This window comes from Paraburkholderia domus, from assembly GCF_905220705.1.
Classification (GTDB): domain Bacteria; phylum Pseudomonadota; class Gammaproteobacteria; order Burkholderiales; family Burkholderiaceae; genus Paraburkholderia; species Paraburkholderia domus.
Genome location: NZ_CAJNAT010000044.1, coordinates 16,697 through 31,672, shown reverse-complemented (window position 1 = coordinate 31,672; position 14,976 = coordinate 16,697). Strand labels below are relative to the sequence as shown.

The 14,976-nt window shown below is 62.0% G+C and carries 9 protein-coding genes and 1 pseudogene; 8 read left to right on the top strand and 2 right to left on the bottom strand.

Annotation, left to right across the window (positions count from 1 at the left end):
- Nucleotides 1-90: 90 nt before the first annotated feature.
- Both KHO31_RS36400 and KHO31_RS36395 read left to right on the top strand, forming a co-directional pair.
- Nucleotides 91-1,182 (top strand): catalase family peroxidase, encoded by a 1,092-nt coding sequence (locus KHO31_RS36400; protein ID WP_201078342.1) that lies wholly within the window; start codon nt 91-93, stop codon nt 1,180-1,182.
- Nucleotides 1,179-1,718, top strand: coding sequence for a cytochrome b (locus tag KHO31_RS36395; protein ID WP_201078344.1), 540 nt, complete (start codon nt 1,179-1,181; stop codon nt 1,716-1,718). Before KHO31_RS36400 ends, KHO31_RS36395 begins: the two co-directional genes overlap by 4 nt.
- Here the strand turns inward: KHO31_RS36395 and KHO31_RS36390 are convergent.
- A complete protein-coding gene (locus KHO31_RS36390; RefSeq protein ID WP_201078346.1) occupies nt 1,715-4,210 on the bottom strand; it encodes a GcvT family protein in 2,496 nt (831 codons plus the stop codon). The two genes, KHO31_RS36395 and KHO31_RS36390, sit on opposite strands and share 4 nt — an antisense overlap.
- 152 nt (nt 4,211-4,362) lie before the next feature.
- Between KHO31_RS36390 and KHO31_RS36385 the strand changes: the two genes are divergently transcribed.
- The 3 genes from KHO31_RS36385 to KHO31_RS36375 all read left to right on the top strand — a co-directional run bounded on the left by KHO31_RS36385 (nt 4,363) and on the right by KHO31_RS36375 (nt 9,348).
- Entirely contained in the window at nt 4,363-4,764 is a 402-nt protein-coding gene (locus tag KHO31_RS36385) for a type II toxin-antitoxin system MqsA family antitoxin (protein ID WP_211625711.1), read from the top strand.
- Nucleotides 4,765-4,868: 104 nt separating this feature from the next.
- Nucleotides 4,869-5,648, top strand: a complete 780-nt coding sequence (locus tag KHO31_RS36380) for a DeoR/GlpR family DNA-binding transcription regulator (RefSeq protein ID WP_201078350.1) — start codon at nt 4,869-4,871, stop codon at nt 5,646-5,648.
- A 241-nt stretch (nt 5,649-5,889) separates the two neighbouring features.
- Complete coding sequence (locus tag KHO31_RS36375) at nt 5,890-9,348, top strand: DEAD/DEAH box helicase (RefSeq protein WP_211625708.1); 3,459 nt, start codon at nt 5,890-5,892, stop codon at nt 9,346-9,348.
- 17 nt (nt 9,349-9,365) lie between these two features.
- Here the strand turns inward: KHO31_RS36375 and KHO31_RS36370 are convergent.
- Nucleotides 9,366-9,569: pseudogene (locus KHO31_RS36370) on the bottom strand (RcnB family protein); the annotation flags it as partial.
- Nucleotides 9,570-9,701: 132 nt separating this feature from the next.
- Between KHO31_RS36370 and KHO31_RS36365 the strand changes: the two are divergent.
- The 3 genes from KHO31_RS36365 (at nt 9,702) to KHO31_RS36355 (ending at nt 14,943) form a co-directional block, all read left to right on the top strand.
- Entirely contained in the window at nt 9,702-11,906 is a 2,205-nt protein-coding gene (locus KHO31_RS36365; protein ID WP_201078354.1) for an OsmC domain/YcaO domain-containing protein, read from the top strand.
- Between the two features lie 848 nt (nt 11,907-12,754).
- Nucleotides 12,755-13,492: a response regulator transcription factor gene (locus KHO31_RS36360; RefSeq protein ID WP_201078356.1), complete on the top strand. Its 738-nt coding sequence runs from the start codon at nt 12,755-12,757 to the stop codon at nt 13,490-13,492.
- Nucleotides 13,489-14,943 carry a FecR family protein gene (locus tag KHO31_RS36355; protein ID WP_201078358.1) on the top strand — a complete coding sequence of 485 codons (1,455 nt, stop codon included), beginning with the start codon at nt 13,489-13,491 and terminating at the stop codon, nt 14,941-14,943. Before KHO31_RS36360 ends, KHO31_RS36355 begins: the two co-directional genes overlap by 4 nt.
- Nucleotides 14,944-14,976: the final 33 nt, after the last annotated feature.

The following is a 14,976-nucleotide window of genomic DNA, read 5'->3' as shown; positions in this document are numbered from 1 at the left end:
CGGATGGACGCGCCGGATATCGGATTGGAATAGATCGCTGAATTCGGTGTTAGCCGATGAGTGCATCTATCCGAGAGTCAAGGAGTTGTCGTGACAAAACCATCCGTTCCCAATGCTGAGCCACTATGCGTGCCTTGCCGGCTCGCCGCGATCGGCGCCGTCGTTGCGGTTCTTGCTGGCGGCTTTGCCTATACGGCGGGCTGGCTGACGCCCGCGCGGCTCACTGCGCCGCGTTTCATCAATACGTTCGAAGCGGTGGCAGGCCAGCCGCATCCCGGCTACCGCCGCAACCATGCCAAGGGCCTGTGCGTGGAGGGCTATTTCGACAGTAACGGCGACGGTGCGGTACTGTCGCGCGCGACAGTGTTCGCCGCTGGCCGCACGCCGGTCACGGGCCGGTTTGCGGTGCCGGGCGGTAACCCGTCGGCGCCCGACACGAGCTCTCCCGTGCGCAGCATGGCGTTGCTGTTCCAGTTGCAGAATGGCGAGCAATGGCGTACCGGAATGAATTCGACGCCTGTATTCGCTGTTCATACGCCCGAACAGTTTTATCAGCAACTGCTTGCGGCGAAACCCGATACCGCGACCGGCAAACCGGACCCGGCCAGACTGAAAGCGTTTTATGCCGCGAATCCGGAAACCAAACCGTTTCTGTCATGGGTCAAAGCGCATCCGCCGTCATCGAGTCTGGCGAATGGCGCGTACTACAGCATCAATGCGTTCCTGTTTACCGACAGGACAGGCAATACGCGCGCCGTGCGTTGGGCGATGGTGCCTGAAACGCCGTATGCGCCGATCTCTGATGCGCAAAAGGCAGAGAAAAATTTCCTCGAGGCCGACCTCAACAATCGCCTGCAAAGTGGACCCTTGCGCTGGCATCTGATCCTGACGGTCGCGCAGCCCGGTGACCCAATCGACGACGCGACGATGCAATGGCCCGACGATCGTCAGCATATCGACGCCGGCACGCTGGTGATCGATCACACGACCTCGCAGGAAGACGGCACGTGTCGCGACGTCAACTTCGATCCGACCATCTTGCCGACGGGCATCCGGCCTTCGAACGATCCGTTGCTCGCCGCACGCTCGGCTGCTTACGCGCTGTCATACAAGCGACGCACGCGTGAAGAAGCGCTGCATCCGGCGATTCATCAAACGCAGACTAACGGGAGCCGGTCATGAAACCGACATACGCACATTTCAGTCCGCTCGCGCGACTTCTCCACTGGACGATGGCGCCACTGATCGTGGCGATGCTGTTCGTCGGGGTGGGGATGGTTGCGACCGTGTCGCGTGCGCATACCACGCTGATCGCGATTCACAAGCCGCTCGGCATTGCGTTGCTGCTGCTGGTGATACTGCGCGTAAGCGTGCGTATCAGGCGCGGCAGTCCGCGGCTGCCGGTAGACATGCCAGCGCCGCAGCGCATCGCCGCCAGGATGTCGCATCTCGTCCTCTATGCGCTGATGGCGGCGATGCCATTGATCGGCTGGGCGATGCTATCCGCAGCGGGATATCCGGTGACGCTATATGGACCGCTGCATTTGCCGCCGATCGCGCCGCACAACGTCGAACTGTTCGCCTTGCTGCGTGCACTGCATACATGGCTCGCATTCGCGTTGTTCGCCACGGTGCTGTTGCATCTCGCGGCGGCGTTGTTTCATGGCTTGATCCGCCGCGATGGGGTGTTCTCGAGTATGGCGCGCGGCGGCCGTTAGCTCTTCACCCGTTCCGAGCGCGGATCGTAAGGCGCCTTCAGATGCACGGTCGCCGGCAACAGATCACCGGCGACATCGATCATGTATTGACCGCCGTTCAGATACGCCGCATCGGCAACACCGTCCGGATTGTTGATATAGCCCATCACCACCGGACAACCCAGCGTGTGGCCGAACGCCGCCGAACTGACGAAGCCGACCGGCTTGCCGTCACGCAGAATGGCTTCGCCGCCCCACAGCATGCGATGGGCGGCGCCGTCGGCGGTGAGCACCACCATCCGGCGGCGCAGCGGTTCGGCACGCAGTTTCAGCAACGCATCGCGGCCGCGGAACGGGATGTCCTTGTCGAGCTTGCAGGCAAATGACAGGCCCGCTTCGAACGGATTCGTATCCGGCGTTAGTTCGCGGCCCCACGCGCGGTAGCCTTTTTCGATGCGCAAAGAGTCGATCGCGTAGTAGCCCGCGTTGACGAGACCGAACGCCTTGCCTGCCTGTTGCAACGTTTCGTACACGCCGACTGCGAACTCGACCGGCACATACAGTTCCCAACCGAGTTCTCCGACGTAGGTGAGGCGGGTGGCGCGCAGCGTGGCATAGCCGAGATCGACCTCGCGGCTTTGGCCGAAAGCAAACGCTTCATTGCTCCAGTCGGCCTTCGAAACGCTTTGCAGCAACTCGCGTGAACGCGGACCCATCACGGCGAGCACGGCGTATTGACCGGTGACGTCGACCAGCGTGCAGTGCTTGTCGCGTGGAATCGCTTTTTCGATGGTGTCGAAATCGCGCGTGGTTTGCGCGGTGCCGGTGACGAGCAGATATTGATCGTCGGCGAGGCGCGTGAGCGTGAAATCCGATTCGTAGGTGCCGCGCTCGTTGAGCATGCCGGTGTAGATGGTGGTGCCGGGCGGCACCGCCACATCGTTGGCGACGATGCCTTGCAATACGCTCTCTGCATCGCGTCCTTTGATGAGAAATTTGGAGAACGACGTCATGTCGAATAACGCGACGCCTTCGCGACACGCGCGATGTTCGGCGCCGCTCCACGGCAACCAGTTCTGCTGGCCGAACGCATAATCGATCTGAGCCTCGGCAGGTGTCGGCGCGAAAAAGTTGGCGCGTTCCCAGCCCATTTTGCTGCCGAAACAGGCACCATCGTCACGCAGCAGCGAATAGAGCGGCGAGCGGCGAAACGGCCGCGCGCTGTCGAGTTCGCGATTCGGCCACGGCATCGCATAGTGCAGGCCGAGCGTTTCCTTCACGCGATCGTGCAGCCACGTATCGTTGCCGTTAAAGCGCGCAAAGCGGCGGATGTCGACCGGCCACAGGTCCATCGTGGGTTCGCCCGCGACGATCCATTCGGCGAGCGCCATACCCGCACCGCCTGCCGACGCGATCCCCATCGAATTGAAACCCGCGCCAACGAAAAAGCGCCGTAACTCCGGCACTTCGCCGAGCATGAAGTTGTTGTCCGGCGTGAACGATTCGGGGCCGTTGTAGAACTGCTTCACCTGCGCTGTTTCGAGCGCGGGCACGCGCTGCAGGGCATTTTCCATCAGGATTTCGAACTGATCCCAGTCGTCGGGCAGCAACTGGAATTCGAAATTGTCCGGGATACCCTTCATCCCCCACGGCTTCGCGTTGGGTTCGAAGCCGCCCATCACGAGGCCGCCTACTTCCTCCTTGAAGTAGATGAAGCCGTCCGGATCGCGCATCACCGGCAGGTCCGGATGCACGCCGGCAATGCGCTCGGTGACGATGTAGTAGTGCTCGGCCGAGTGCAGGGGCACGGTCACACCGCACAGGCGGCCGACCGCCTTGGCCCACTGACCCGCGCAATTCACGACGATGTCCGCGCCGATCGTGCCTTCTTCGCCGTCCTTGTTGCGCCACGCGAGGCCGCTGACTTCGCGCGCGCCATTCGCCTTGTCGTCTTGCGCGGTGCGCGTGTGAATCGCCGTGACGCGGGTGTTCTCGACGATGCGTGCGCCGCGCGTGCGCGCGCCGCGGGCGAGGGCCTGGGTCAGATCGGTGGGATTCGCCTTGCCGTCGCCGGGCAGCCAGACGGCGCCGAGCAGGTCGTCGGTGCGCATCACCGGCCATAGGTCGCCGGCTTCCTGGGGGCTGATCACGTCGCACGCCACGCCGTAGGCGCGCGCGACGGCGGCAGTGCGCTTGAGTTGCGTCATCCGCTCGGCCGTGCGGGCCACCGAGAGCGAACCGCATTGCTTCCAGCCGGTTGCGAGGCCGGTGTCGGCTTCGAGTTCGGCGTAGAGGGCGGTCGAATAGCGGATCAGTTTGGTCATGCTTTCCTGCGCGCGCAACTGGCCGACGAGGCCGGCCGCGTGCCAGGTCGTGCCGCATGACAACTGGCCCTGCTCAAGCAGAACCACATCGGTCCAACCCAGTTTGGTGAGGTGGTAGGCGACCGAGCAGCCAATGATGCCGCCCCCGATGATGACGACGCGGGCGTGGGCAGGAATGGGTGTGGACATGTGTTGAAATGAGTTGAATTAGTGTGCGTAGATTGCAACAAAAATTGGCAAAAAGCAACGATCGATTTGGCTGATCTGGGATCAAAAGGCGCGGTGAACGCAATGACCGTGGTTGATGGCGTCCTCGTCGTGTCATTCAAGGAGTGGTAAGCATGAAATGTCCGAACTGCGGAGCGGCAGAACTGGTGCGCGATACGCGCAATATGCGCTATGTCTACAAGGGGGAGACGGCCATCTTCGAGGCCGTCACTGGCGACTATTGCCCCGCATGCGACGAAGCGGTGCTCGACATGGACGAAGCGACCCGCACGGGGCAAATGATGCTGGCCTTCAACAAAGAGGCGCATGCGTCGCAAGTGGATCCCGCATTTATTGCTGCCGTACGCAAGAAACTCGATCTGGGCCAGCGCGAGGCAGCGGAAATTTTCGGCGGCGGGGTGAACGCCTTTTCGCGGTACGAGAATGGCAAGACGAGGCCGCCGCTCGCTCTCATCAAACTGTTGAAGGTGCTGGATCGGCACCCGGAGCTGCTGGCCGAGGTGAGGGCGGGCTGAGCTTCAGAGTGCCGTATGTGGGTTTGTATGGGAATAGGTTGAGATTTCTTGGCGATTGATGAGGTGTTTGCTAGACTGGGCGCCGTCATCCTTGCCGCCATCCTATGTTCTCCACCGAACGCCAAGCCGAAATCCTGCGACTCGTCCGCGAGCAGCGCACCTGCACGATCACCGATCTCGCCGGCCGCTTCGAGGTTTCCGACGAGACCATCCGCCGCAATATCAAGCCGCTGATCGCCGATGGCCTGCTTATCAAGGTCCACGGCGGCATCATGCTGCCCGAGCGTCTCGACGAGCCGCCGTTCCAGCGGCGTATGGTGGCAAGCCGTGAGGGTAAGCAGGCGATTGGCGCACGCGTCAGCGAATTGGTGCGGGATGGCGATTCGCTGATTCTCGAGGGCGGTACAACCTGCCTGCATATCGCCCAGGCGCTCGCGGCTCGCTCGCGGCTCACGGTGGTGACCAATTCCATCGAAGTCGCCCGCGTGCTGGCGCCACGTAACGGCAATCGGGTGTTCATCGCAGGTGGCGAACTGCGCGCCGACGACTCCGCCGCTGTTGGCGACAGCGTGCTTGCCTTCCTGCGGCAGTTCCATGTGCGCTACGCGATCGTCTCGGTTACCGCGATCGACATGCAGGGCCGTTTCATGGACGCGCTGCCCGCTGACGTCGCATTTTCGGTCGCCGCATTTGCACAGGCCGAGCGGCGCGTCGTCGCGGCGGATCACGCGAAATTCGGTCATAGCGCGCTGGTACACGCTTTCGGCCCGGACGCGGTCGATCTGCTGGTCACCGACGAGGCGCCGGCGCCCGCGCTTGCCCAGGTGTTTGCCACAGCAGGTCTGGAAGTCAGTGTCGGGGCGCCTACCGGCCCGGCGCGCTAGGCCAAGCCAAGCCAAGCCAAGCCAAGCCAAGCCAAGCCAAGCCAAGCCAAGCCCTTCGTCCCATACGCCGCCTTCGAATCCGCCTCCACAGCCAATTGCGTTCAACGCGTAAAATGGCGGGTTATCACACGCAATCTGTGCCGGACCGAAACTGCGCGGGCAGTCGTCATTCATCGCCTGCCGCGCCGCTTCTGTGTCGGCGCATGGCCGCCTTTGGCGGCTTGAAAAGGAATGGACCCTGATGTCGTCAGTTTTCTTCGATCGGGAACGGATTACGGAATGGCTGGGTGACCACACTGTCGCGAAGGCGCGTTCGGTCGGCGCTGTCACGAGCGTGAAATGGGACGGCGCCACGCTCAGCGGCTACGTGCAAGGCACCCGCGTGCTGCCGTACCACACGCGAGTGCGGTTTCGTACCGATGGCGGCAGGCCGTGGGCGCAGAGCGACTGCACTTGCCCCGTCGGCCGCAACTGCAAGCATGTCGCCGCGCTGCTGCTCGCCGAGCTCGAGTATCACGACGAGATGGACCACATCGCCATCGTCGACATCGACTCCGATGAACACCCCGCGCAGGCACCGTCCGGAGCGGCCGTGCAGCCGCCGTCCGGTGTGCGCCCCGAACTGGTCAGCTGGCTGGAGCGTTTTCGCGCGCGTGCCGAGGCCGCCGATGCGGTCGTCCAGAAGGCGGGCGCCGCGCGTACCCAAACGCTGGCCTATCTGCTGAACTGGTCCAAATTCCACATGCGTCATGAGGTCGTGTTGTACCGGGCGCGCTGCAATCCGGACGGCACGATCGTCGAAGTCGACGAGCCTTGGGGTAACGTGGAAGCGGCTCTGCTCAAGCAACCCAGGTTCGTCTCCGACGAAGACCTGTCGATCCTGCGCGGCCTGTGGCTCGGACGTTCCCGTGAGGACTTCGGCCAGTTCGTTCTGCGCGGCACGAGCGGCGCGGAGATGTTGCAAAAGCTGATCGCCACGGGGCGTTTGTTCTTCGAGTTCAAACCGGCGCCGGGGCATGACGGGCCGACTCCGCTGTCGCGCGCCGCCGACCGTCCCGGGCGGATCGAATGGGAGCCGCTGGCGGAAGAACGCCTGCGGCCCGTGTTGTGCACTGAGCCGCGCGCCACCATGGTGCTGCCCACCGAGCCGGTCTGGTACGTGGACGGCGTTGCCAACGAAGCAGGCATCGTCGAGTCGTCGTTGCCGTTCCAGCAGTTGCCCGATTACCTCGCCATGCCGCCGATCTCGCTCGCCGAAGCGCCGCTCGTCGCTTCGGTGCTGCGCGAGATTGCGCCCGATCTGCCGCTGCCGCCCACGCACGACGCTTCCTCGATTCGTGTAATCGACGTCGATCCGGTGCCGGTGCTGATGCTCAACAGCCATGCGCTGCCGTCTACGGCCAAGGCGGGCCAACGCAAATCCGAGGCCGTTGAACTGGCCGGCGTCAGCTTCGATTACGACGGCGTCAGCATCAATGTCGACAGCAGCGTCACACTCGTGCCGGTGCCGGGCGGCGACGTCATCCAGATCCGCCGACGCTACGAAGCCGAGAAGAAGCGTTTGCTCGAACTGCGCAAGACCGGGCTGCAGAAGGTCCCGACCAGCCGCGTGTACGCGTCGCGGCTTCTGCCTGACACGATGCTCGGCTTGCCCGATGCCGAATCCTGGTCCGGCTTCGTCAACGACGCCGTGCCTGAGCTCGTGAGCAAAGGCTGGCGCGTGACGATGGCGCCGGACTTCCGCTACAACGTCATCGAGATCGACGCGATCGACGGCACTGCGCAGCAGGCGGGCGACGGCTGGTTCGATCTGGAGATGGGCATCCGCATCGGCGAGCGCAATGTGCGGCTCGAACCGCTGCTTGCCGATCTGTTCCGGCGCGACCGTCGCTGGCTTGGCGGCGCGCTCGAAGCCATCGCCGACGACGAGCCGATCGAATTGAAGACCGAAGAAAACAAGCGACTGCGTCTGCGCGCCGACCGGCTCAAGCCGGTGGTGCGCGTGCTGGTCGACCTGTTCGACGCACTGGGCGGCTCGTTAGCCGACGGCGCGCCGCTGCGCGTGCCGTCCGTCGATGCCGGTCGTCTCGAAGCATTGAGCAGCACGGGCCGCTGGCAATTTCAGGGCGACGACTCGATTCGCCAGCTGGCGCGGCGTCTACAGGCCGGCCCGGGCTTGCACGAGGTGCCGGTGCCGCGTGGCCTGAAGGCGGAGTTGCGCGCGTATCAGCAGCAGGGCCTGAACTGGATGCAGTTTCTGCGCGAACATGATCTGGCCGGCGTGCTCGCCGACGACATGGGGCTCGGCAAGACCGTGCAAACGCTCGCGCACATCCTCGCGGAGAAAGAGGCGGGGCGGCTCGACCGTCCCGCGCTGATCGTCGTGCCGACTACGCTCGTGCACAACTGGCGCGAGGAAGCGCGCCGCTTTGCACCTGAACTGAAGGTGCTGGTATTGAACGGGCCGCAGCGCAAGGAACGTTTCGAGCAGATCGGCGAGCACGACCTGATTCTCACGACGTACGCGCTGCTGTGGCGCGATCAGAAGGTGCTCGCCGAGCATGACTATCACCTGCTGATCCTCGACGAGGCGCAGTACGTCAAGAATGCCACCACCAAAGCCGCGCAAGCGATTCGTGGATTGCGCGCGCGGCATCGACTGTGTTTGACGGGAACGCCGCTGGAGAATCACCTCGGCGAACTGTGGTCGCAGTTCGATTTTCTCTTGCCGGGTTTTCTCGGCAGCCAGAAAGACTTCACCAAACGCTGGCGCAATCCGATCGAGAAGAACGGCGACGGTGTGCGCCGCGCGCTGCTGGCGCGCCGCATCCGGCCGTTCATGCTGCGCCGTCGTAAGGACGAAGTCGCGAAGGAGTTGCCGGCCAAGACCACCATTGTGTGTTCAGTCGATCTGGAAGGCGCGCAGCGCGACCTGTACGAAACGGTGCGCACGGCGATGCAGGAGAGGGTGCGCGCGGCAGTCAGCGCCCAAGGTCTCGCGCGCAGCCACATTATCGTGCTCGATGCCCTGTTGAAACTGCGCCAGGTCTGCTGCGATCCGCGTCTCGTGCGGAAAATCAAGGTTGACGAGACACAGGGCGAACCGGGTGAGAAACGCAGCAAAGCGGAAAAAGCGGAAAGGGTCGAAAAGGGCGCGCGCATTACGCGCTCGGCCAAGCTCGATTTGCTGCTGTCGATGCTGCCTGAACTGATCGAGGAAGGACGGCGCGTGCTGCTGTTCTCGCAGTTCACCGGCATGTTGTCGCTGATTGCCGACGCGCTCGAGGAAGCCGCGATTCCCTATGTCATCCTGACCGGCGACACGGCGGACCGCATCACGCCGGTCGAACGCTTCCAGCAAGGCGAGGTGCCGCTGTTCCTGATCAGTCTGAAGGCCGGCGGTGTAGGCCTGAATCTGACCGCCGCGGATACCGTGATTCACTACGACCCGTGGTGGAACCCGGCCGCCGAAAATCAGGCGACCGACCGCGCCCATCGGCTGGGGCAGGACAAGCCGGTGTTCGTCTACAAGCTGATTGCGGCGGGCAGCATCGAAGAAAAGATCGTGGAGTTGCAAGAGCAGAAGGCGGGACTTGCCGACAGCATTCTCTCCGAAGACGCCGCCGGCGCCGCCAAGTTCTCGGACGACGATCTCGACGCGCTATTTGCGCCGATGCCCGAGATCGAAAGCGGGCGGTGAAGTTTTCGAGCCGACGCGGCAAGCAGGACGTTGGCAATGACGCCCGTCGCGACGGCGGCGAGTACGTGGTCCCCGTCGACTCCTACCCACTGATACCCGCGAGGCGGCGCTTGCAGACCGAGCTCGCGCCAGTTGTCGACAACGTAATGACGATCACGGTACGCCGCCGGAAGCCGCTCACCCTTGTTCCAATCGTTGTGAGGAACGGGACCGCCCGGCCCCGGCGGGTGGTTGTCAATCGAGTGGGAGTAGAATTCCCGCCAGGAAACATCATTTGCCAGTTGACTGGCTAGTAAAGCGCTGTTTTTTACAGCGCTTTATATTTTTTTGAGCACCATTTTTGGATTTTCCCCATGGAAATTAAAGTCAACTTTCTCGACAAGCTACGTCTTGAAGCCAAGTTCGATGACTTCACGGTAGTGGCCGACCAGCCTATCCGCTATAAGGGCGACGGCTCGGCGCCAGGTCCCTTCGATTATTTTCTGGCCTCATCGGCCTTGTGTGCAGCTTACTTTGTGAAGTTGTACTGCGTAACTCGCAATATCCCTACTGAAAATATCCGCCTGTCGCAGAATAATATTGTTGATCCGGAAAACCGGTATCAACAGATTTTCAAGATTCAGGTTGAGTTGCCGGCGGATATCTCTGCCAAAGACCGCCAGGGAATTTTGCGCTCCATTGACCGTTGTACGGTGAAAAAAGTGGTGCAAGCCGGGCCCGAGTTTGTAATTGAAGAGGTTGAGAACTTGGATGCCGATGCTCAGTCGTTGCTGACGTTGAGGCCGGCTTCTGACGTCAGCACCTATATTGCGGGCAAGGATCTGCCGTTGGAGCAAACCATCGCCAATATGTCGGGCGTTTTAGCGGCACTGGGCATCAAGATTGAAATCGCTTCGTGGCGCAATCTTGTTCCCAATGTGTGGTCGCTGCATATCCGCGATGCGCACTCGCCGATGTGTTTTACCAATGGCAAGGGAGCGACCAAAGAAAGCGCGTTGGCGTCGGCGTTGGGAGAGTATATCGAGCGACTGAATTGCAACCATTTCTACGCCGGCACGTTTTGGGGCGAAGACATCGCCAACGCGGCGTTTGTCCATTACCCGAACGAGCGCTGGTTCAAACCTGGCGCTAAAGATGCACTGCCGGCTGGGATTCTGGATGAGTACTGCCTGCAAATTTACAACCCCGATGGCGAGTTGTATGGCTCGCATCTGATCGACACCAACTCCGGCAATGTGCAGCGCGGTATCTGTTCGCTGCCGTATGTGCGCCAGTCGGATGGCGAGGTGGTGTATTTTCCGTCCAACCTGATCGAAAACCTGTACGTCAGCAATGGCATGAGTGCCGGTAATACGCTGGCCGAAGCGCAGGTGCAATGTCTGTCCGAAATTTTCGAACGGGCGGTAAAGCGCGAAATTCTGGAAGGTGAAATCGCATTGCCTGATGTGCCGCACGAAGTGCTGGCGAAATACCCTGGCATTCTGGCCGGGATTCAGGGATTGGAAGAGCAGGGCTTTCCGGTGCTGGTAAAGGATGCGTCGCTGGGCGGGACCTATCCGGTGATGTGCGTCACCTTGATGAACCCGCGGACAGGCGGTGTCTTTGCCTCGTTCGGCGCGCACCCAAGCTTTGAGGTGGCGCTGGAACGGAGTCTGACGGAATTGCTGCAGGGGCGCAGTTTTGAGGGTCTCAACGATTTACCTCAGCCCACCTTTGTCAGTAACGCGGTGACTGAACCAAATAACTTTGTTGAGCACTTCATTGATTCCAGCGGTGTGGTGTCGTGGCGCTTTTTCAGCGCCAAAGCGAATTACGAGTTTGTTGAGTGGGATTTTTCGGGCCAGGGTGAAAACTCCAATGCCGAGGAAGCAGCAAGCTTGTTCGGTATTCTTGAAGACATGGGCAAAGAGGTGTACACGGCGGTGTATGACCAGCTGGATGCCGTAGCCTGCCGGATTTTGGTGCCCGGTTATTCGGAAGTTTACCCGGTAGAGGATTTGATCTGGGATAACACCAACAAGGCGCTGTTGTTCCGCGCCGATATTTTGAACTTGCATCGCCTGGACGATGCCGCCTTGGCAGCATTGCTTGAACGGTTGGAGAACAGTGAGCTGGACGAGCACTCCGATATTGCCACTTTGATCGGCATCGAATTTGACGAAAATACGGACTGGGGGCAGCTAACCGTTCTCGAGTTGAAACTGCTGATTCATCTCGCCTTGCAGCAATTTGAGGAAGCGCAAGAGCTGGTCGGAGCTTTTCTGCAGTACAACGACAACACGGTCGAGCGCGGATTGTTTTACCAGGCCTTGAATGTGGTCCTGGAGGTGATGCTCGATGATGACCTTGAACTGGACGACTACGCGGTCAACTTCCGTCGGATGTTTGGCAACGCTCGGATGGACGCGGTACTGGGGACAGTGGACGGCAGCGTGCGCTTCTTTGGGCTGACGCCAACGAGTATGAAGCTGGAGGGGCTCGATAGGCACCACCGCCTGATCGACAGCTACAAAAAATTGCATAAGGCGCGGGCCAACGTGGCGGTTACAGCGAGTTAGGGTTACGAGCTATGGCTGGGCGCGATGATGCCGTTCATCCCCCGGCACAAACGCATGTTTGATACCGGAGCGACCATCTGTGCCGGCGTGCATCAGTGTTGATGCCGCCAGCGTTGATGGTCAGATACCAAGGGCAGATCAAGGGCCCTCAACATGAATCTCATCTTTGGATCATGTCGCCGGCCGGAAGGTCAACCCTTTCCAGCAGGTCGAATGCCATCCTGCGAGTGACGGTTTCAGGAAGCGTGTCCAGGATCGGTTCGACGGGGCTGCCGAGTGCGTATCGAGTATTTGTCTGCACTGCGGGACTGGCGCTTTGACAATCTTTAAACGATTTATTTTGAGACTGTTCCTATACTGACTCGCAAATTGTCAAATCGCTGTTTCCCGAATGCTGGGGGCGCAGCCCTATAGGACAAAAGGCAGGCGGGGCCACCAATCACCGTGCGAGCGAGACCAGCCGGACTAAATAACGACCCATGGAGGTCGATATCAATAACAGGCAGAGCCTGAGAGAAGTTAGGGAAAATCCCCCCGAGCGGCTCGCAATACCCGAGCCGGGCCGGATCGCCAGCTTAATCGCATCCGGGAAAGAGAAGGGCCGTTTTCGATTATCATGATCTGCCCCCTCGGTAATCAGCGCTCTAAAGCCAAAATACGCGCTAATTTCGAGACAAAGCGGCAGCAGAGCTGAACAGGGCGCAAGGCAAGGGACCATTAGTCGAAAAAGAGTGCAGCCGAAAGATGAAAACAGGAAGCTGGATCGTCGGTGCTAGCGCCGTCATCCCGGCCATCTGCCGGTTCACCGGCCACCAGTTACGAAGGATGATGTCGCGTTGCGGGGTTCTATGAGAATTGCAGTTCTGGATGACGATTCGGCTCAGGCCGATCTTGTTTGCCAAACGCTGTCGGCGGCCGGCCACGTCTGTCACGCTTATGGCGCTGGCCGCGAACTGGTGCGGCAGCTGCGCCGTCAGACCTTCGACCTGCTCGTGCTCGACTGGAACGTCCCGGACATGTCGGGCGAAGAGGTGCTGCGCTGGGTGCGCGAAAGCCTCTCCGAGCGCTTGCCGGTCCTGTTCATGACGAGCCGCGGCCGCGAAACCGATATCACCTCGATCCTCAACACCGGCGCGGACGATTACGTCGTCAAGCCGGTCTCCGCGGCAGTCCTGCTGGCGCGCGTCGGTTCGCTGCTGCGCCGGGCGTATCACCTGAAGCCGCCAGCAGCGAAAGAAGTTTTCGGCGAATTCGAGTTCGATCTGGGCGCGAAACACGTGGTGGCGCGCGGCGCGACCGTCGCCGTGACGCAGAAGGAGTTCGAGCTCGCGCTGCTGCTGTTCCAGCACCTGAGCCGGCCGCTGTCACGCGCGCACATTCTCGACGTGATCTGGAAGCAGGCGACCGACATTCCGTCGCGCACGATGGACACGCACGTGTCGATGCTGCGCAGCAAGCTCGGCTTGCGCCCGGAGCACGGCTATCGCCTGACGCCGATCTACGGCTATGGGTACCGGCTCGAGCGGATCGAATCCGACACGCCGCCAGCGGCGGCCGAAGGACGCCCCGAAGCGGGGGATGCGTGACGGTTTCTTTTGATGGGGTAGCGGCGGGCGCCGCTGGTTCACCGGGCCGTCGCGTCGGCGCGCTACTCGCGGCGACTGGCCTGATCGCGATGACGTGCTTCGCGCCGGCATCCGCGGATGCGCAATCGTCGGGCGCGCCGAAGCAACGCACCAGAACGGCCGCGCCAGCCTATGTGTCCTACGTGACCCGCGACGGCGACACGTTGTACGAAATCTCCGGCCGCTATCTGCGCGACTCCGGCGACTGGGCCATGTTGAGCCGCCTGAATCATGTGCCCGCGCCACGCCGCATGCCGGCCGGGATCGTGCTGCGCCTGCCGGCCGACAGGCTCAGGCAGGATCCCGAGTCGGCGCGCGTGATCGCGACGAGCGGTCCGGCCGAGCACGCTTTCGGCAAGGGTCCTTATACGCCGCTTTCGGCGGGCACGACGCTCGGCGAGGGCGACCGCATCCGTACCGGCCACAACGGCTTCGTCACGCTGGAGTTGCCGGACGGCTCGCGCATCACGGTGTCGCAAGACGGTGCCCTCGACATCGGCAAGCTGCGGCGTACCGTGCTGACCGGTTCGGGCGATCGCGTGCTCGATTTGCAGCGTGGCGAAGTCGACAGCCAGGTTACGCATGCCACCAAAAAGGACGACCGCTTCCAGATCCGCTCGCCATCGGTTGTAGCGGGCGTGCGCGGTACGCGCTTCAAGGTCGCCTACGACGGCGACGCGCGAACCACGGCGGTGGAAGTGCTGGACGGCGCGGTCGGCATCGACCCGGCCGCCGTCAATGGTCAGGCCTCAGCGCCGCTACCCGGCGTGCCGTTGCAGGCGTCCGCGCAACTCGTCAAGGCACGCTTTGGCAGTGTCACGCGGGCAGGCGGCGCGATCGGCGGGCCGGTGGCATTGCTGCCCGCGCCGTCGCTCACCGAACCGGCAAAAGTGCAGGACGGCAAAACCGTTGCTTTCGACCTCGTCCCCGCCGAGCGCGCAGTGGCGTATCGCGTGCAGATTGCGCGCGATGCCGATCAGCTCGACCTGATCCGCGATCTGCGCGTGAGCGCGCCGCATGCGGACTTCGGCGATCTGGCCGACGGCACGTATTTCGTGCGTATCGCCGCGATCGACGCGAACGGGCTCGAAGGCTTGCCGCAGGTGTACGGTTTCGAGCGACGCCAACTTGGGCTGGCTGCGTCGGCGGGGCCGCGCGCCGGCAGCCGCGACTACGAGTTCCGCTGGTTCGTCAGCCGCTCCACGGTCGAAACACGCTTTCGCTTCGTGCTGGCCACAACCGAGGACCTGCGCCATCCGCTCGTCGATCGGACCGATCTGACGGGCGGTCAGCTCGTGGTAAGCGACCTGCCGGGCGGCGTCTACTATTGGACGATCGTCGCCGAGCAGTTCGAAAACGGTCGCTTCTATGAGAAGAGCAGCGCCGTCCGCTCGTTTACGCTTGCCCGCTGACGCTGGTAGATTCAGGGGCCGGGCCGACGACCA

Coding starts and splice junctions, on each gene's coding strand:
- KHO31_RS36395 (WP_201078344.1), top strand. CDS start 1,179: ATGAAACCGACATACGCACATTTCAGTCCGCTCGCGCGACTTCTCCAC.
- KHO31_RS36390 (WP_201078346.1), bottom strand. CDS start 4,210: ATGTCCACACCCATTCCTGCCCACGCCCGCGTCGTCATCATCGGGGGC.
- KHO31_RS36385 (WP_211625711.1), top strand. CDS start 4,363: ATGAAATGTCCGAACTGCGGAGCGGCAGAACTGGTGCGCGATACGCGC.
- KHO31_RS36380 (WP_201078350.1), top strand. CDS start 4,869: ATGTTCTCCACCGAACGCCAAGCCGAAATCCTGCGACTCGTCCGCGAG.
- KHO31_RS36375 (WP_211625708.1), top strand. CDS start 5,890: ATGTCGTCAGTTTTCTTCGATCGGGAACGGATTACGGAATGGCTGGGT.
- KHO31_RS36365 (WP_201078354.1), top strand. CDS start 9,702: ATGGAAATTAAAGTCAACTTTCTCGACAAGCTACGTCTTGAAGCCAAG.
- KHO31_RS36360 (WP_201078356.1), top strand. CDS start 12,755: ATGAGAATTGCAGTTCTGGATGACGATTCGGCTCAGGCCGATCTTGTT.